This window comes from Polaribacter sp. R2A056_3_33, assembly GCF_019278485.1.
Lineage (GTDB): Bacteria > Bacteroidota > Bacteroidia > Flavobacteriales > Flavobacteriaceae > Polaribacter.
Genome location: NZ_CP058984.1, coordinates 984,775 through 1,005,089, shown reverse-complemented (window position 1 = coordinate 1,005,089; position 20,315 = coordinate 984,775). Strand labels below are relative to the sequence as shown.

At 30.9% G+C, this 20,315-nt stretch carries 13 protein-coding genes; 1 reads left to right on the top strand and 12 read right to left on the bottom strand.

The window, feature by feature from the left end; genetic code table 11:
- The first annotated feature begins 80 nt into the window (after window positions 1-80).
- Entirely contained in the window at window positions 81-926 is an 846-nt protein-coding gene (locus H0I29_RS04210; RefSeq protein WP_254712696.1) for a hypothetical protein, read from the top strand.
- A gap of 74 nt (window positions 927-1,000) precedes the next feature.
- Here the strand turns inward: H0I29_RS04210 and H0I29_RS04205 are convergent, their stop codons facing one another.
- The 12 genes from H0I29_RS04205 to H0I29_RS04150 form a co-directional block, all read right to left on the bottom strand.
- Window positions 1,001-1,381, bottom strand: coding sequence for a DUF423 domain-containing protein (locus H0I29_RS04205; protein ID WP_218731625.1), 381 nt, complete (start codon window positions 1,379-1,381; stop codon window positions 1,001-1,003).
- Window positions 1,382-1,386: 5 nt separating this feature from the next.
- Window positions 1,387-5,070 (bottom strand): metallophosphoesterase, encoded by a 3,684-nt coding sequence (locus H0I29_RS04200; RefSeq protein WP_218754523.1) that lies wholly within the window; start codon window positions 5,068-5,070, stop codon window positions 1,387-1,389.
- Between the two features lie 14 nt (window positions 5,071-5,084).
- Window positions 5,085-5,684, bottom strand: a complete 600-nt coding sequence (locus H0I29_RS04195) for an NTP transferase domain-containing protein (RefSeq protein WP_218754522.1) — start codon at window positions 5,682-5,684, stop codon at window positions 5,085-5,087.
- A gap of 4 nt (window positions 5,685-5,688) precedes the next feature.
- A complete protein-coding gene (locus H0I29_RS04190) occupies window positions 5,689-6,708 on the bottom strand; it encodes an XdhC family protein (protein WP_218754521.1) in 1,020 nt (339 codons plus the stop codon).
- Window positions 6,709-6,813: 105 nt separating this feature from the next.
- Window positions 6,814-9,108 (bottom strand): BamA/TamA family outer membrane protein, encoded by a 2,295-nt coding sequence (locus H0I29_RS04185; protein ID WP_218754520.1) that lies wholly within the window; start codon window positions 9,106-9,108, stop codon window positions 6,814-6,816.
- A gap of 7 nt (window positions 9,109-9,115) precedes the next feature.
- The gene (locus H0I29_RS04180) at window positions 9,116-14,143 is read right to left on the bottom strand and encodes a translocation/assembly module TamB domain-containing protein (RefSeq protein ID WP_254712695.1); all 5,028 of its coding nucleotides are present in this window, start codon (window positions 14,141-14,143) and stop codon (window positions 9,116-9,118) included.
- Window positions 14,144-14,317: 174 nt separating this feature from the next.
- A complete protein-coding gene (locus H0I29_RS04175) occupies window positions 14,318-15,535 on the bottom strand; it encodes a bifunctional alpha/beta hydrolase/OsmC family protein (RefSeq protein WP_218754519.1) in 1,218 nt (405 codons plus the stop codon).
- Window positions 15,536-15,548: 13 nt separating this feature from the next.
- Window positions 15,549-16,067, bottom strand: a complete 519-nt coding sequence (locus H0I29_RS04170; protein WP_218754518.1) for a peptide-methionine (S)-S-oxide reductase — start codon at window positions 16,065-16,067, stop codon at window positions 15,549-15,551.
- On the bottom strand, window positions 16,058-17,002 hold the full coding sequence (locus tag H0I29_RS04165) for an aldo/keto reductase (protein ID WP_218754517.1): 945 nt from the start codon (window positions 17,000-17,002) through the stop codon (window positions 16,058-16,060). The genes H0I29_RS04170 and H0I29_RS04165 overlap by 10 nt, the downstream gene beginning before the upstream one ends.
- Before the next feature lie 70 nt (window positions 17,003-17,072).
- Complete coding sequence (locus H0I29_RS04160) at window positions 17,073-18,629, bottom strand: YdiU family protein (protein WP_218755188.1); 1,557 nt, start codon at window positions 18,627-18,629, stop codon at window positions 17,073-17,075.
- Complete coding sequence (locus tag H0I29_RS04155) at window positions 18,629-18,865, bottom strand: glutaredoxin domain-containing protein (protein ID WP_218731617.1); 237 nt, start codon at window positions 18,863-18,865, stop codon at window positions 18,629-18,631. Before H0I29_RS04155 ends, H0I29_RS04160 begins: the two co-directional genes overlap by 1 nt.
- Window position 18,866: 1 nt before the next feature.
- Window positions 18,867-20,273, bottom strand: a complete 1,407-nt coding sequence (locus H0I29_RS04150) for an FAD-dependent oxidoreductase (protein ID WP_218754516.1) — start codon at window positions 20,271-20,273, stop codon at window positions 18,867-18,869.
- Window positions 20,274-20,315: the final 42 nt, after the last annotated feature.

Sequence of the window (20,315 nt, the reverse complement as noted above, 5' to 3'; positions counted from 1 at the left end):
CTAATAATAAAAAACAAATAACAAACCCTTCAGAATAAAAAAACTGAAGGGTTTTAATATTAAAATAAATTGAATTGTTGATGAAAGTAATAACTGTAATTTTTAGTTTTTTGTCTTTAGTTAGTTGTCAAAATTTTGGTAGTTTAAAACTTATATCAGAATTATCAAAAGACTTAGAAGAGGTTTCTGGAGCAGAAGTAGTTGCCAATTCAGATTTAATTTGGATGCTAAACGATAGTGGAAATAAACCTAAAATTTACGGTGTTTCTGCTACCGGAAATATTGTTGAAGAGCTTACCATAAAAGAAAAAAACCACGATTGGGAAGACCTTGCATCCGACGAAGAAGGAAACCTTTATATTGGTGATTTTGGAAATAATGATAGTGAAAGAGAAAACCTTGTTATTTTAAAAGTAAAACATGGTGATTTAACAAGTTCTAAAAAAATAAAAGTAGAAAAAATTAAGTTTTCTTATCCGGAACAAAAGAAGTTTCCACCTAAAAAGAAAAAACTGTTTTTTGATGCAGAATCTTTTTTCTATTATAATAATTCATTTTATGTGTTTACTAAAAGTAGGGTAGAAGAAAAGTATGGTAAAACCTCTTTATACAAGGTTCCTGCTAAAGAAGGGAAACATGAAGCAGTATTTATTTCTGAATTTAATAATTGTAACGACAAGGAATGTTGGATTACTTCTGCAGATATTTCTGACGATGGTAGCAAAGTAGCATTGTTGTCACCTGCTGCTGTTTTAATTTTTACGGATTATAAAAACGATGATTTTTTATCAGGAAAATTAACCAAAATTCCATTAAATTCTTATTCTCAAAAAGAAGGAATTACTTTTAAAGACAATAATACTTTATATATTACCGATGAAAAAGCAGATGGTGTTGGCGGTAATTTTTATGAGTTGAAGTTTTAGTTTGTTGCCCCATTAAAACTAATTTATTCCCATGAAAAAGAGCTAGGTTATTATAAATTATCTCCAGCTGTCTTTTATTGAATAGCAAACTTATAAATTAACAACCCCCAACCTAACACTAAACATAGTCCTCCTAACGGTGTAATTGGTCCTAAAAATTTTAGTTTTTTATTATTGGCAGAAGAAATTACCAAGCCATATATAGAAAATGAAAATAAAATGATTCCGATAATAAATGAATAAACAATGTAATTGTCAATGGTAATTTTGTGGTTTAACTGAAAACCTAAAACAAGTAATACAATGGCATGATACATTTGGTATTTAACACCCGTTTCAAAACTTTGTAATTGGTCTGTGTTTAGTTTTTTCTTTAAAAGGTGCGCACCAAAAGCACCAAAAATTACGGCTGACATTCCAAAAAATGCTCCAGAAATTAATGCTATTTTATCCATAATTATTAAAAATTGAATCCTAAATTAACAGTTGCTCTTACGCCATCATCTCCATTAAATACAGCCACATTTGCAACTAACATATTTGCTGCGTTAAAGAAAATACCTCCTCCAGCAGAAGTGTTAAATTTAGTATTGTTAAAGGTGGTGTTTTGTTGGCCCCAAACAGTTCCGTAATCAAAACCTCCATAAATACCAATGTTTAGAGGCACAATACTTGTTTTAACTTTGCTTAAAAGTAAACGAAGATCTGTAGATTGATACACTGAATTCTTTCCTGTAAAACGTTCATTTCTATAGGCTCTTAAACCATCATTACCACCAATACTTGCTGCTTGATACAACTCATAAGAATCTCCAAAATTATAATGTCCTTTTACTTTGGTTGCAAGCACTAGTTTTCCGCTAGAAATCAATTTATAATCAAAAGAAATAGCAGGAATTAAATATCCAAAATTGTTACTGTTTTTAAGGTTAGAAGTATATCCTACTTTTAAGGATGTTTTCATTCCCATTGTTGGAAAAGCAGTATTATCTGCATTTTCAAACTGATAACCAGCTTCTGTATTTATAAATTGTTGATTGTTAAAAATGGCATTATTTGATGAGAAAGTATCACTTATAAACCTATTAGGTGTTTGTTCTACTTTAAAGTTTTGAAAATTTACACCTACTTTTATTGTTCCATCCAAATCTCCTTTCCACTGTATAAAAGTACCAGCACTCAATTCTTTTATTTTAAGCCTGTTGTATTCTTCGTCTTTAATTTCATGAGGAGCATTTAGGTTTATAGAGTTATTCCCTAAACCAAAATAATTCATAGCAAAATTAGGACTTGTAAAACGTGCTTTTACACCTAGATTCCAATTTTTTATAACGTTTGCAAACTCGCTAGAATAATCAAATTCAAAACCACTAGTTGCAAAATAGTAGGCAGCATTTAAGGTATGTTGAGAAGTAAATGGGTTTCTCTCAAAGCCAAAAGAAGTATATACATTAGAAACACCCAATTTTACACCGTCGTCTGCATTAAAACCAATGGTTGGAGATATAATAAACTGATTGTTTTTAAGCTTCGTGTAATCGTACACGTTCGTTTCGTAATTATCTGTTAACTTTTTACTGCCTTTGTTTGTTATAAAAGTGTTTTTCTTAGATTTAAAATCATAAATTTTTACTTTTTTACCGTTTAAAACATTGTAAACATCATTGTTTTGTCCGCCAATAATTCTAACTTTTATTAAGTTTTTAGCTTCTCCTTTTACTACAAAAGTGTCATCATCATCTAAACCATAAATCCAGATTTCTTTGGTGTCAGATTTCTTGTAAGTTCGTTCATGAAAAATGGTTCCTTTTTCGCCTTTTATAATTCGGTATCCAGTTATTTTTGTACCTCCATTAGGGACTCTTTCAATATCAAACCAATCATCTTTATGAGTACCTTTTATAACCTGAAATTTATTTAGATGTTGAAAATATGCATCAGAAATTTTTTGTAAATTCTTTCTTCTGCCTTGTAATTTAGTTTTTATTTCTAAAACAGTATGGTCTCTTACTTCGTTAGGGAAGTTAGTAAAAGCATCTTCTATAACTGCATCTGTAAGGTTGGTGGTTATTAACTTTACTTGTGCATCCCAATCGTTTTTAGTTGCTGTTGTAATTAATGCCATGTCTAAAGGATACGGAGATAAATTAAACCATTTTGGGCTGCCGATATCTTCTTTATACGATTGCATTGCACGCAATGCAGGTATTAATTTTGTGGTAATATTTAATAAAAAACCATCACCAAAGACAGCAAAAGCTTGGTCTCTATCTCTAGGAACCGGTCTGTAAATTGTCTGTTCACCTTCTTTAAAAATAGCCCACCTCCATTGGTCTTGGTGTCTGTCCCAATCTCCAATTAACATGTCGAATAAACGTGCTTTTATGTATGCTTTTTCGTCTAAAATATGATGTTCATTTTTACTTAATTTCTTTAATAAATCATCTGTACTAATTATTTCATCTGCAAACCCAAAACTTTCTTTGTCTCCGTGGCCAGAAGCAGCTCTTTCTTCAATCATGTATAATTCACCACCAAATTCATCATTAAAATTCCCTAAACTATTTTGTTTAGGAATGTAATATAAAACAGGATTTGTATGATAAACACCAACTGCATCAGCTAATTTACCAATAGTAAAAGGTGCATATGGATGAGAACCTGTAAAAACATCATTTAACAAGCCTTCTGTAGCAGTGTTGTTAAATTGTCCTTCTATATATTGGTCTTTAAAAGCAACTGCCTGTAAATACTGAACAGCATTTTTACGTAAGGCACGCATTACATATTCTCTACCTTTTGGGTCTTCAAGTCTTAATGATTTAGATTGATGTCCGCCACCTTTTCTAACAGGCTTTAATCCGCCAAAAAGAGTGTCTAAATCTACCGTAGGTGCATTTACTTCTGTACCAAAATATTTTCTATAACGTTCTCCCCATAAAAAACGATAAATACCACTTTTTTCAACTTCCTCTTTGGTGTAAATAGATGCTTTTTTTGCTGTTATATTAGTATTAGTAAACGGAGCAAAGTTGGTGTTTTCATTGGCAGGTAAAACTTCTGTGGCGTATACAATTTTATCATCTTTTACGGTATAAAAAGCAACGTTAGACGAACCATCTTCATAAACATCTAACTTGGCAAAACCTTGCGCTCCATAAGTAAACTTTGCATTTCCCGTTAATTTAGTCGCCATTGTTTTAGAACCAGAACCACTTATTATTTGAGGTAAATTATCTTCTACAATATATTGTAGGTTATGGTCGTGACCAGAAACAAAAATCGTTTTATCATTTTCTTGAGAGAGTGTGATAATACGCTTTCTTAGTTCGTTATATTTTTTATTCTGAATATCGGTATTTGAAAGTCCAGAGGTTTCTCTAATTAAATTTTTAAGAGAACCTAAAACAGGTAGTGGACTCATGTGGCTTTTAAAAGAATATTGTCCGCCATGAGAACCGTTTGTAAACATTGGGTGGTGTAAAGCCACAATCGTTGTTTTTCCCCTTGCTTTTTTGATGAGTCCTTCAAATTCATCAAAGAATTTTTCTCTTGTTTTAATTTCACATTCATCATTTATTGTAGGGTGGTTGTCCCAGTTTGTTACATACCAATGTGTATCAACAATAATTAAAACAATGTCTTCAGAAATTTTAACTTTTTCTAACGGACAACCATTATTCGGTAAAAAAGCTGATTTTCCTAATGCTTTTTCAACTAGTTTTTCTTCTCTTTTTAAGCCATCTAGACCATGATACCAATCGTGATTTCCTGGAATAAATATAGATTTTCCTTTAAATTGTTTCGCAACATTTGTTTGCGCTTCAATTCTTCTTTTTGCCAAAGGATATTTTTTAGAATCTTTATCGGGTATACCCGTTTCATAGACATTATCACCTAAAAAAAGTAAAGTAGATTCTTCTGATGCACTTTTAATGTGCTTTTTTAAATATTTTAAAGCAGGTGAATCTTCTTCTAATGTTGAGTTTCCTGCGTCTCCAATTAAATAAAAAGTATGTTCAATTTTAGAACTATCCTTTTTAATCACGCTAGGTTGGTTGTCTGCAATTTGTTTTTTTATGGTTGCGCAGGCAGAAATGCATAAAAAAAGTAAAAAGAATATGGAATATCTGAGTAGTTTCATAAGTGCTAAAATAACTATTTTAAAATTGAGTTTTTATATCGTTGCAAATCTTCTCTGGTATCTATGTCTAAGAAGTTTGTTGGTATTGTAGAACAAATAATTTCGTTTTTCTTTTTGTTGATGAATTCCTTTGCGCCTTTGTCTCCTTTTATCAGAAAAATATCAGAAAAATACTTTTTAGGAAAAATTGCAGGAACACCTAATTTTTCACCATAGTTAGATGCTATAATTTTATCTTTATGTTGTTCAAATAAATGAAGCATATCTTCAATATAAGCAACATCAATAGCTGGTTGATCTGCTAATAAGATAAAAATGGCTTCAAAATTGAAATTATTTTGTTTAAAATGCTGAATACCAGAAATGATGCTAGAGCTTAATCCATCTTCGAAATTAGTATTTTCAATAAATTGAACGTTTCTAGTACTTACTTCTGATTTAATTTTATCAGCATTTGCACCTAAAACACAAAATATAGTGGAAGCATAAATACGTTGTATTTTCTCTAAAGTATGTTCTAAAAGTGTTTTATGATTTACTTTTTCTAACTGTTTTATGCTATTCATTCTAGATGATTTGCCTGCAGCCAAAACTAAAACAGCAATGTTTTTCATAAATTTATGTGTTAATTTTACCTGTTAATTTTCTTAAAGAAAAAGGCTCTTTTTTTCTAATTACAGATAGAATTTCCGCGACAATAGAAACGGCAATTTCTTCTGGGGTTTCTGCACCAATGTGTAAGCCTGCAGGTGTATAAATAGTTTCTAAAAATTCATCAGAAATATCTGGTACAAATTCAAAAAGCTCGTTAAACAATCGTTCCCTTCTGTTTGGAGCGCCTAAAATACCAATATATTTTGGTGTATATTCAGACAGCTTTATAACATATTTTAAATCTTGTACGTAACTATGATTCATAATTACAATAGCCGTATTTTCTTCAATATTTGTAAATTGAATAGTTTCTGCAGAATCACCATTTACCGAATTTGCTCCCGGAAAATCTTTTAATTCTTTAGAATCCTTAATACAGGTTATCACATCAATTTCCCAACCTAATGTTGCGGCTACTTTACAAAGTTTAATAGCATCGTGTTCGCCTCCAATTATAATCAACCTAAAACTAGGTTGTACTATTTGAGAGAAGATTATAACGTCTTTTTTATACTGATGCTTAAATCCTTCAGAAAATGTAAATTGTTTTTTATTATGAAAAGTAATTACAGAACCAAAATTACCAAAAGCTTCATTTTCATCAGTAAAAAAACTTGCAATATGTATTGTTTCTCTATCTGAATTTGCTTTCGAAAAATGAGTAAGAAATACATCCGTAATAAAAAAAGGTTCTATTAAAACATATAAAATACCTTCGCAGCCTAACTTGTACCTACCATCGTATGTAATTACTTTTGGTTTGTTATCAGAAAAAACACTTTTAGATCTGTGTTTAATTTCCTTTTCTACACAACCACCACTCACGGCTCCAACAGAACTTAAATCTTCAGAAATTAACATGCGTACACCTGGTTTTCTATAAGAAGAACCTTCTAAATGTACTATGGTTGCCAATACATTTTTCAACCCTTTTTGTTGGTTGATGACAGCCTGATTTATAATTTCTTTAAGTTCGTGATTCATTAATAAATACTATAATTTAGGTTTAAATATAAAACTTTTGTTACTTCTTTTTTAAGTATACTAAAAATAGGGAACATTTTTGTCTTTGTAAAAAACAATATTGACTTAAAAAGAATAACCAATAGCAAAGTTAAATACAGGTTCGTCTGCTCTAAAATCCCAACGTTTTCCTTCTTCTAAGGAAGGGTCATGAAAAGGCGCTGCCAAATCAAAACGGATTACAAAACCCTGTACATCTACTCGCAAACCAAAACCTGCTCCCATACCTAATTCATTTATAAAGTTTGACGTAAACTTATCTCTAACATTACCATCCGTATCATTAAAATCTGAATTTGAAACGGTATTCCAAACATTACCTGCATCTGCAAACACCGCTCCTTTTAAAATAGAGTAAATAGGAAAACGATATTCTAAATTTGCTTCTAAACGAACATTTCCTGTTTTATCAAAGAAAGAGCTTGTACTTTCTGAAGTTTCATCATTATAAGTTCCAGGTCCTAAAGATCTAATATTAAAAGCTCTTACACTATAGGGGCCACCTGCATAATATTGTTTTACAAATGGTATTACATCAGAATTTCCGTAAGCATAGCCATATCCAGCAAAGAATCGTGTGGCAATTGTTTGCTCTTTTTTAGAACCAAAATTATAATGATACCTTAAATCAATATCTGCTTTTGCATATTGTGCGTATTCCAAGCCTAAAAAAGTATTTGTTTCAGCTGTTTTTTTATCAAATAGACTAATAGAATTACCAGCGACATCTAGTGTAGTTTGTAAGAAAAATTGATGTTTTTTTGATGCGTTTAACATTTCATTATAAATAAATGAAAAAGTAAGTCCGCTTATAAATTGCTGATCAAAACTGCTCTGTAAAAATGAATTATCGTCTAAAATTTCTTGAAACTCTTCTGTAGTATTCGATAAACGTGTATAATTTATAGAAATAGGGTTAAATTCATATGTAATGTATTTGTTGGCATTCCAAGTATACCCAAAAATACCAGTACCCGATAAAAGTGTGTACAGCTGACTTCTATTTAAATAGGTGGCGCTTAGGCTGGTTTTAGTTTTAGGAGTAGAGTAGTCAAAATAATCTTTATTAATCTTAAAGGGAGTGATAACTCTTGGGAAAATAAGTTCACTTTTTAGGCCTAATTCTAAACTACTTAAACCAGAAGTACCACTAGTAATTTGTGTTTCGTACCCAATATTTGTACTAATGTTTAATGTTTCACCTCCTTTAAATAAGTTTCTATTGCTATAGGTTAAAGACAATTCTGGCCCCGCAAAATTATTAGATTTTGTAACGGCTTGCAGTTCTGCACGTATGGCGCGTTTTGTTAATGGTGATAAAAAAATATTGGCCACTAAACTACCAATTGTGTCTGTTATAGAGTCTTTTAATTCTTTATATTGAATGTTTACAAACTTATAGACACCAATAGAAGAAAGTCTTCTAGCAGTATTTTTAGAGGTTGATGGGTTAAAACGTTCTCCTTCTTTTAAAGTGATAAATTCATCTAAATATTTTGGTTTAAAATAAACAGAGTCTTGGTGATAGTTTTTCCCCTGGAAACGTATGCTTTTTACAGCTGTAGAATCATTTAAATTATAATTAGGAAAAACATTGATGTTAGTGATTTGATACGGAACAGTAGATTTTTTTGGAACTTTTGCTTTCAACTTTAAAAACAAATCGAATTTTTTACTATTGCTTTTATATTGATTGGTATCTGCTTCAAAGAGTAAAAAATCTGGATTAAAATTATAATATCCGTTATTTTTTAATTCTGTATCCAAACGGAGTCTTTCTAACTTTAAACTCCCTAAATCGAAACGTTTATTTTTCTGAAATGGAGATTTTGTGGTCAATCTTTTTATCTCGTTATAAATTGGCGAAACCATACTATCTATTTTGTAGGTAGCCATTTTATAAGGAGCAGGAACTTTTAAATTATAGACAATAGCTGCTTCTTTTTTCTTTTCTTTAAAATTAGGAGCAATGGTGCTATAGAAAAACCCATAATTTTCTAATTTGTTTCGTAAAAGATTTTCATTTTCTAAAACGTTTATGTCTGATTGATAGACTGGTTTCTGTCCGATTTTTTTATATAGCCACCTACTTAAAAAACCAGGGTTTTCTTGCTGATTTTTATAGTAATAATACAGCCCTAGATGCATTCCTAGTAGCCTTGTATTGGGTTTTGGACTTAATACAGTAACCAAATCGTCTTGTAGTTCTTTTACTTTTTCTACGGTAGAATCGGCTTTAATAACAATGCTAGCGCCCGTATACAAACGCTTGCCTTCTGGAATGTGTTTTTTTATACCACAACCGTAAATAAAAACGAATAGTACTATTAAAAAGAGCTGTTTTGTATAGGGTGTTTTCAAAATTTATTTACTTTTTATTTTCTGAATTTTCAGTCTTATTTGTTGTTTTTAGATCATCCGTTTCCTTTGTGGTTTCACTATCTTTATTAGCACTCAAAATAGAATCCCAAAGTTGATGAAACTCATTAAACTCTTTGGTGAAAATTAATGCAATCCCACTTACAATGGTTTGTCCGTCTATCACATTTTCAAATTCACTTTTTCTAAAACCTCTAACACGGTATCTGCCATCTTCTGTAATTTTATATTCTAAACTCACATTACCAATTAAAGGCGATTTTTCTTCCGTAGAACTGCTACCTTGTATGTCTACTTCGCTACCAACTCTTACGGTTAAACGATCGTTAAATAATTTTTTCTGAGCAGCAACATCCAATTGTGTTCTATCGGTTGGTGCGTCTCCTTGGTAATCTGTAAAACTATTTAAACCAAAATCTAATTCAATACCAGAACCTCCAAGAATTTTATCAGAAAAAGAATTTAATTGTCCAGAAACAGCATCATTTAAATTGTTTTTAGCAATTGTTGCAAAACCACCAGAACTACCATCGCTACCAGCATCTGGATAAAACCTATTTAAAACTAATAAAGAAAAAACTTGCCTGTTTAATTCGTCTTCTTGCTGGTTTACTTGTTGCACACGTTCATACACCTGACCGCTAATGGCGCCTTGTTGGTCTTCTGGCATGTCTAAATTAAACGATATTTTTGGCTGTAACAATTCTCCATCAATATTTAAATACACATTAAATGGCAATACTTGTTTGTATTTATTTTTGGTTGCTGAATCTTCTCCTGAAATTTGAGAAGCCATTAAGGTAGAGGCAGAGGTTTTTAAGGTGTAACTTGTACGGATGTCTAATTTAGCATCTAACGGGTCTCCTGCCCAAGAAATTCTACTTCCAGGAACTAAAATAAATTTTCTATCTACAACATTGTATAAGTTAAGTTCATAATGTCCGCTAGCAACTTCATAAGCACCTGTTAAAGTTAAACGACCATTAGGATCCATTAATAAAACAAAATCACCATCACCAGAAATCTTAAAATTGTCGCCAGTTTCTTTATCTATGATAACTTTTACGGCAGCTTCTTTATCAATTTTTAAGAGCGCTTTTAAATCAAAGCCTGTAATTATAGCAATTTGTTCTTCATTTTGAGTTAAAATTGCATCCGGATTTTCTCTATTAACAAAAGCAACAACTCCTTCTCTTTCTTCTATATTTGCATAACTAGAAGGTAACACATAGGTAACATCTGTGTCTGAACCCACCACTAATTTTGCATTTAATTTAGGAACCTGTAAATTTCCAGTTAGTTTTGCATCTACATTAAAAGAGACTTTTCCGTAAAGCAATTCATTGTCTTCTTTTGTAGCGTTTAGCACTCTAAATTTATTGGCTTTAATGTCTAAATTAAAGGTAGGATTTATAAAACTCTTGGTTTTAACGGTTCCTGAAACAACTAAAGCATTTTTTTCGCCATCTAAAATGGTGAAGTTAGAGAGAGATAAACCGCTGTTATCTACACTTAAAGTTTCGTTCTGTAAGTTAAATTTTGCGTTTAGTTTGGTCACTTTAAAAGCTGCATTTGTAAAATCTAAGTTCCCTTTATATTTTGGATCTGATGTTGTGCCTGTTACTTTAAAATTTCCTGAGAGACCACCAGAAGTTTCTTTAATTTCCCCCAAAGACAGTGTGTTTAAAGCTTGCATTTTAAAGTTGTTAATGAGTAAATCTAAATTTAAGTTAGCATCATTATTATCTACAAAATAATCTCCTTTTAAATCTAAGTCTATGGCCCCTTCTTTTAAGCTAGCATTAAAATCATATTTACCATTTTCTAAAGATTTGGCATCTAAACTTAAGGTACCAAAAGCTGTTTTTAATACTTGTAATTCATTAATACTTAAATTTGCAATAATACCTGTATCACCAAAAGGTTGCTCTAAAATAAAATCACCATTTAAAGTTCCTGCTGCAATCTCTTTTTCTGGACTTAAATAATTAAAAACTTCATTTATTTCAAAATTTTTATAATTTAAGCCGATGTGATCTCCTGCTATACGGGATATTTTATCTGTAATTTCTATAGATTGATTGTTTTTACTGATTTTAAAATCAGAGAATGTGAGTTTATTATTTTCAAAAACAACGGCATTTGTTTTCGGAATTTTCCATTTATTACTATTCAATAACAAACTATCTTGATCTATGGTAAACTTTAATTTATCGCTGTTTCCAGTAATTTTTGAGTTTACATTCATTAATTTCTCTCCGTCATAGAAACCTAAAAAATTAAGGGACAATTCGTTGTTTTGTTGAATTCCTGTAATAACAGTTTTTGGTACATTTAAAGGTCCTGCTTTAATTTCTTTAAAACCTAAATTAAAATTGAAATCTTCATTATCTGTAAGCATAGAAAAAGATAAACTGTCTAATTCATTATCGCTAAAATTAATGTGAGGAGCCGTAATATTGGCAGTTAGTTTTCGTTTTTTCTCTTTAAAATCGACATCAATATTTATAGTGTCTAAATCTTTTAAATTAACTAAGAAAACATCTCTTAAAAGTGGCGTTTGAGAAATTTTAGCTTTTAATTTTAAATTTACTGGACTTTTAACGGTGTCGGAAACCGTAACATCTCTATAAAAATAACTAGCAACATGACGTTGCAAAGCGTTACTAAGAGTTTGTGGATCTGTGTTTGATTCTAAATTTAAATCAATCATTTTATTTTTGATAGAAACAGCCGTTGTGTCTTTATCTACAAAGGCATTAACAGCAAAGTCTCCTACTAAAAACGTTCTGTTATTATAGACGGCTACACCATTTTTTATGTTACTTTTTAAAGTGTATTTTTTAGGGTTTCCTTTAAAGTCTAAAGAAAGTTCCATACCCGTTTTTACCTTACGCTGCATAATACTAAGTGCTTCTAAATCTGCACCAATTAGATTTAAATTAACAGTTGCTTTGGTGTTTATAGAGTCTAACGCTACATTAGCTAATAAATCTAAGTTTACATTTTTATCTTTATATGTTGAGGTAATTTTTCCGATACTATTTTTAAAATCTCCTTCTATTTGTAAGTCTCTTATTTCATACTTTTCTAACTGAAATTTAGAAATGGTAGTTTGTAGCGTGGCATCTAAATCCTGAATACTTTTACCGCTTCCTTCCGATTTTAATTGAACACTTAATTCACCAAAATTAGGATTCATTAAAAGGGTACCAACATTATAGTTTTCAATTTTTATATCCGTATTGTAGCTAATTTTTGCTTCGTTTTTAAAGTTTCCTTTAATTGTTGCAATACCTTGTGATGTATTTATTTTAGTATTTGTAACGATGTTGCTTAAAGTACCTTTTGCATTACTCGTTATTAAAATATCTTCCGGTAAATGAATCCCTAATGCTTTTTCGTCTACAATTTGTAAAAGATCATTTCGTTTTGTCTTTGCTTCAAAATTAGGAATGTTTAGTTGTAACTTATCTGGGTTTGTACTGTTTTTGATGTTTCCATCTAAAGATATTTTAGTGTAATTACCCCAATTAAGGTTGGTGTTGGCAATATTTAAATCAGCTAAAACTCCATTTATATTTACTTCACCAAAAAGTTCTTTTTTACTTAATTTGGTTACATATTCATTTTGTTTTAAACTCGGTTGAAACGTAAAAAGTTCATCTAAAAAGAGTGAGAATGACGGAATGCCTATGTTAATTTTTGTGTTTTCTGGTGATGAAATGAATTGAGAAAGTGATTTATAATTCGCATTTGCAAAACCAGCAATCATACTTTTTTTGAATGAGATTTTAAGGTCTGAAACTTTTAATTCTGTATCTGTTATTTCCGCATTTAGTGCGAGTTCCCTCAATCTAAATCCAGATTTTTCTTTAAAATTTAAAGCACTTAATTTCAAATTTGCTTTTTGGTCTTTTAAGAAAATATCAGATGCTTTTAAGGTTACATCTTCTAAAACAAGTGCATTCGGATTGAACACATTTTGAATCACTTTTTCATTATTTACAAAATACTGAATCTTATTGTTTTCTAAATTGATATCATTTACTTGTACTTCAAAATCTGGCCAGTTAAATGCGATATCACTGTTTGATGTTTCTTTAACGGTTGCAGTATTTGTTGAAATTGTTTTTAAGAGAACATCAGAACTTTTAAGTTGAAGTGTGGTAAGATTTATTTTGTTTGTAGATAAATTAATTTCAGGGATTTCTGTATAAAAATCAGCAACCCTTACATCAGCAATTAATTGATCTTGTGGGTTTTCAAAATAAGCTTCAACCTTTTTAAGAGAAAGCTTATTTACAGATAAAGTGGGTAAAATACTTTCTGTAGTTGGCGTATTTGAAATTACAGGCTTTTGAATAAGTTTAATATTTGTATCAGAAAGAGAAATTTCATCAGCATTAAAAATCATTTTTTGCAAATCAACTTTATCCATATTGGCAGTTAGATTTCCAATTTTAAAATGACTGTCAATTCCTATTACATCATCTTTAAAAACAACATTAATATTTGATAAATCAATATTTCCAAGAATAATATCTACTGGCTCAGAGGTTGTTTCTTCAACAACAGGAGTTGGTTCTTCTGATGCAAATGCATCTATTAAAAACTGAAAGTTATACCCAGAAAGACTGTCTTTTCTTATAATATTGGCACGTAAACCATTCCATTCTAAATTGTCTACACCAACGGCACCTCCTTTAATCATTCCCCAAAGAGGTAGGTTTGCTTCTAACGATTTAGAGTATACCAACGTGTCTCCTTTGGTGTCTTCCACATACAAGCCTTCTAATTGCAAACCACCTTTAAAGGTTAAAAATAGCTTGTCTACAGTAATTTTAGTGTTTGTTTTATCGGTAACATAGTTTACTGCCTTATCAACAATAACACTTTGTCCCCAAGGGCTTCTAATAAAAAGTATTAAAAAACTAACAAGAATGATTAGTCCTAAAAAAACTCGTAAGAATCTTCTTAAAAATCGATATTTTTTATTCTTTATTTTTTTAGACACTATAACTGACAATTTTAGTTATGCAAATGTAACTTGCTAATTTTATTCAAATTGTCCTAATATCATAAATTTTTGACTCTTTTGCTAAAACTGAACGATTTCATGTTTTAATAAATCTGATTTAAAAAAAGTTTTTTCTGTATTTAAGTAAGATTGATGTTCTAAGCGTTTAAATTAGACGATTTCTGTTTCTATAATAATGTCACTTTGTAACGTTTTGTGAACAGGACATTTTGCTGCAATTTCTTTTAAACGTTGCGTTTGTTTTTCGTCTAGATTGCCAACAAACTTTAATTTCTTCTTTAAATGATCAAAACGAGTTGGTTTATCTACAGCAACCTCTAAATCGTCACTATGTTTTTTAGAATAGGTAATATATACAAAGACTTCTTGTAAATCCCACTTTTTACGCTCTGCATACATTTTTAAAGTCATTACAGTACAAGCAGCCAAACCTGCACTTAAAAAATCATAGGGAGAAGGACCAAAATCATCACCACCAACATTTGCAGGTTCATCAGCAATAAAAGCATGTTTTTTAGTCTGAATAGAAGTTGTAAAATTGTCTTCTAATAAGTTTAAATGTCCAACCAACTGTTCACCTTCGGTAGAAATCATATTGTTCTCTTCAGACTCAAAATAACGTTCTACCCAAGTACCAATCATATTACCAACATAAATGCTATCTTTTGATTTTGATAATAAATGATCTGCACCATCTAAACTTACAAAACTTTTTGGATGCATTGCATTGTGATAAATTTTCTCAGCATTTTCTATACCAACCACGGTATCAAAAGGAGCGTGCATTACCAAGATTGGTTTGCGTAAATTTTTAATAATTTTAGGTAAATCTGTTTTACTAAAATCGTTTACAAAATCTTGGTTTATTTTAAAAGGACGACCTCCAATTTTTACTTCTATATCTCCTTTTTCTGGAATTTCTGCTGTTCCATGAGAAAATAAGTGAGTTACATGTCCAACAGTTGCAGGAGCGCCAACAGTGGCAACCGCTTTTATGTTTTCTAATTTTGATGCTGCAACAATAACTGCAGCTCCTCCTAAAGAATGACCAACTAATAATGACGGTGCTTTGTAGTTTTTTTCTAAAAAAGCATTAACCGCTAACAAATCTTCTACGTTGGCAGAAAAGTGACTTTCAGCAAATTCGCCTTCACTTCTTCCTAGTCCTGTAAAATCGAAACGTAAAACACCAAAACCATGATTAGACAAAGAACGACTGATGTTTTTTACTGCGTTAAAATTACTGTTGCAAGAAAAACAATGTGCAAAAATGGCAAATTGATTCGGTTTTTCATTGGCAGGTAATTCTAAATATGCTTGTAATTTTAAGCCTTTTTTATTTTCAATTTCTAATCTAACAGTATTCATTTTTTTTGTTTTTTTAGGTAGTCGGAATAAGGTGAGCAACTTTACGTTTGTCTACGTTTTTAGAGAATTGGTTTAATAATAGTTTCAGTTTTGGGTTGATGTAGTTCTTACAAAATGGCTTATCTGGATTCGATTGATAATAATTTTGAAATTCCTCGGTAGAAGGTTTAAAGTTTTTAAATTCTAATATTTTTGTAATGATATTATCTTTAAAGTTTCCTTGTAAATCTTCAATAATTTTTAAACTTTCTTCTTTTTGTTGATGAGAAAAATAATATATCGCAGAACGATATTTTGTTCTCATAGAATGATTACTTGTACTTTTATGCGTTAATAAATGAATTTCAATTAGCGTTTTTAAAGCTATTTTTTCGATATTAAAATGTACAATTACGGCTTCAGAAAAAGTGTTGTTTACATCTGTTGATGCAACCCAACCTTGTTCCACTTTTTCTACCCCAATTAGAGTCTGAAAAACGGCTTCTGTACACCAATGACAACCACCACCAAAAGCAATTTTGGTTAATTCCATTGTAATTGCTTTCTTTCTGTCCAGTATGCATCAGGAGAAACTTTTAAAGAATTTAAAGTTTCAATTTCATCAGCAGATAAGGTGAAAGAATTCATTTCTAAATTCTGTTTCATTTGATCAATAGAACTTGCCCCACTTAAAACAATACTTCCTGGAATTGTTTGCTCGCAATATTTTAGAGAAATAGCGTCTACACCAACTTGGTGTTTTTTAGCTAAGTTTTCTAAAGTAGTATACATTTTAGCATAATGAGTATAGCTTTCATTCTTAAAAACTCTTCCATTTGCCAAAGCTTCTTTAATTACAATCGATTTATTTTGACTAACTAATTTCCCTGAAATTTCTATTAAACTTTGATCTAAAAAATTATAGGTAACCTGAAATAAATCAAAAACGGGTTCTCCATCAACTAAAACGTTTAACGCTTTTTTTATTACTTCAACTTGGTTGGTTCCCGTTGTGGTCAATCCTATTTTTAGGTTGTGCTCCTTTTTTAAGAAAGCCAATCGCTCTAAAACTTCTTTGTTTTCTAAAACCCCGGTTTCTAAAGTTGCAGAATGAATTTGATATACTTTTAAATAGGGCAGGAGTTGTTTAGAAAAATCCCATTGTTCATTTAATTTGGACAAACTATGTTCTTTTACTTCATGAACCGTTGCGTTCGCATCAAAATTGGCGGTGTAGGTATACCCCCATTTTGTAGCAATTTCAATTGTTTTATCATTTTTAGTTTTCAACCATTCTAAGACCAATTCTTCGGCCAAACCATAACCAGGAGCAGTATCAAAATAACGAATTCCTAAATTATATGCTTTTTCTAAAACGTTAAAACTTTGTTTTCTAAATTCCGCTAAGTTGGAGTTGTCACAGTTTTCTGTACGAACATTAATGTATTGTGGTCTTCCTAAAGCGGCTGTTCCTAATCCTAATTGCATGTTTTTAATTTTTTTAGATCCTTCAGGTTTTAGAAAACTGAAGGGCCTTTACCTTTATTAGATACTTTTTTTATGAACTACAAGATAACATAGAACAACCTACTTTATTTCTTGCCCATTCTGGTCTTTTTGCAAACCATTTTTCGTTCTCTGGTTGTTCTGCGTATGGATTTTTCAAGAGTTGAAATAATTCATCAATTAAAGCGTAATTTCCTTTATCTGCTTCATCAATTGCTAGTTGAGACATATAATTTCTAAGCACATATTTAGGATTTACCAAATCCATTTGTTCTTTTCTTTCTTCGGATGAGATTCGCTCTATGGCAAGTCTATTATCAAATTTTTTAAACCAAGTATTCCATCTGTTTTCTACTTCTTTAGAAATGTTTTCTAAATCGTAAAAAGCATTTTCTACCAATTTGAAACCTGATTTTTCCTCCGTAAAATTACTTAAATTTCTAAAGAAAATAGTCATGTCTGTTTCTACCAATTGTAAATTATCTTCTAATTCTTGTATCAATTTTAAATCGTCTTCATCCGAAGAAACCAAGCCTAACTTCGATTTCATCATCTGTAAAGATTGTATTTCAAAATCGATTTTATATTGCTCTAAAATAGCATTTAAAGGATCTACTTCTTCAATTATTGGATACAACGCATTGGCTAATTTATACAAATTCCACAAACCAATATTTGGTTGATTTCCGTATCTATATCGTTTATGCTGACTGTCGGTTGTGTTCGGAGTCCAGCCAAAATCGAAGCCTTCTAGCCAACCATAAGGCCCAAAATCTATGGTTAAACCAAGAATCGACATGTTATCAGTATTCATTACTCCGTGAACAAAACCAACACGTTGCCAATGAATAATCATGGCTAAAGTACGTTCTGAAACTTCCTTAAAAAACTGAATATAATTTTCTTTGGATGGTTTTCCTAAATGCGGAAAATGATGTTTAATGGTATAATCCATTAAACCTTTTAAGTTTTTAAGGTCTTTTCTAGCTGCAAAAATTTCGAAACTACCAAAACGTAAAAACGAAGGAGAAATTCTAGAAACAATGGCACCTTTTTCGTACGCCGGATTTCCATCATATAAAACATCTCGCATTACTGAATCGCCAGACAAACTTAAAGATAAAGATCTTGTGGTTGGCACGTTTAAATGAAACATTGCCTCGGCACACAAATATTCTCTAACGGATGAACGTAAAACCGCCAAACCATCTGCAGTTCTAGAATACGGCGTTTCGCCAGCTCCTTTTAATTGTACTTTCCAGTTTTTAGTATTGTGTTCAACTTCAAACAAATTAATAGCTCTTCCGTCGCCTAATTGTCCTGCCCAATTACCAAATTGATGTCCCGCATAACACATAGCATACGGTCTTGTATTTGGATAAATTTCGTTACCGGTTACAATGTTTTTAAAAAACTCTGATTTTACATCTTCTTCAGAAATACCTAATTCAGTAACCATTTCTTGTGAAACGTGTAATACTTCTGGTTTTGCAGTTTTCTTTGGATTTGTATAAGAAAAAGCAGCATTTTCTACTTGTCTTCTTGAGTTTTCCAAGTTAACATCCGAAGGTAATTCTGCCGTAAAAGTGTCTTTTATGTTTAGGTTCATCATATTGTATCTATCCATTTTAGAAGGTCTTTATCAGAAGGATTTCTTAACTTTTTATTGTTAATCGTAATTGTAGGAAAATTTAGTTTTCTATTTTCATACAAGTTACGTAATTCCTCTGCATTTTCTGCAGACTTTTCTATATCTAAAAACGCGTAATCTAAATTACGCGTTTCTAAAAATGTTTTATAATATTGAGTTTTATGACACCTTTCTGTGCCAAATAATTTAATCATTTTATTTTAAAAAACTTCTAATTCCGTAACTAGCTAAAACGCCCTCACCAGTTGCTGCTGCTACTTGTGCAATTGCGCCTTCTCTACAATCTCCGGCAGCAAAAATTCCATCAACAGAAGTTTGTGCCAATGCTGTAGTTTGTATAAAACCTCTTTTATCTAAATCTACAATTCCTTTAAAAGATTGTGTGTTTGGTATTAATCCGATAAAAATAAAGACACCATCTGCTTCTAATAAAGACTCTTCGTTTGTATCATTGTCTTTTACTTTTAATGCTTTAAATAATTCTTTTTCATCAGAAATAAATTCTAAAGATGTTTTATTCATATACGTAGAAATATTATCGATACTTGCCAATTTCTCTACATAGGTTTCAGATGCAGAAAAGTTTTCTGAACGATGTACTATTTTTACACTTTTACAAAAACCAGCTAAAAAGATACCTTCTTCTAAGGCAGAATTTCCACCGCCAATTACAATAATATCTTTATCTCTATAAAAAGCACCGTCGCAGGTTGCACAAAAATGGATACCAGAACCAATTAATTCCTCTTCATTAGGGATGCCTAATTTTCTGTACGTAGAACCTGTTGATAAGACAACAGACTTTCCTAAATAGGTAGTTCCTTTTGTTTCTATTGAAAATAAATTATCCTTTTTTTCAATACCAACAACTTCTTCTCCCGTTTTAATAATAGCTCCGTAGGTTTTGGCTTGATCTTCCATCTTTTCCATTAATTTTGGACCAGAAATAGAGGTAAAACCAGGGTAGTTTTCAATTTTTTCTGTTAAAAAGGCGTTTCCACCAATGGTGGATTTTTCTAAAATTAACGTATCAAAACGATCTCTTTGCGCATAAATAGATGTTGTTAAACCAGCAGCACCACCACCAATAATAATGGTGTCAAAAACTTTATGTTCTTTTTCTACATTGATAGAAAGAAGTTCTGTTAATTTTACATTATCTGGGTTTGTGTATGGTACATCATCAATTAAAACCGTAGGAATAATACGTTTTCCGTTGTTAATTTCTTCTACTTTTTTTGTTGCCCAATCGTATTGATCTACATCAATAAAATCGAAATTGATACCATTATCTGTTAAAAAGCTTTTTGCTCTTCTACAATCTGGACACCAATCTGCACCAAATAACTGAACGTTACCAACTTCGTTGATTCCTAAAACTGAAGCTAATTCTACGTTGTTAGGGTTTGTGTATGATTTTTCTCTAATTATAAGTGTAGGAATAATACGTTTACCGTTGTTAATAGCTTCTACTTTTGCAGTTGCTTCCTTATCTAAATCTACATCCACAAAAGTAAAATCTATGTTGTTTTCTTTTAAATACGTTTTTGCTCTTCTGCAATCTGGACACCAATCTGCGCCGTATAGTAAAATTTCAGTCATTTTTTTATTGATTATAAATAGGCTTTAGATTAACTACTATCT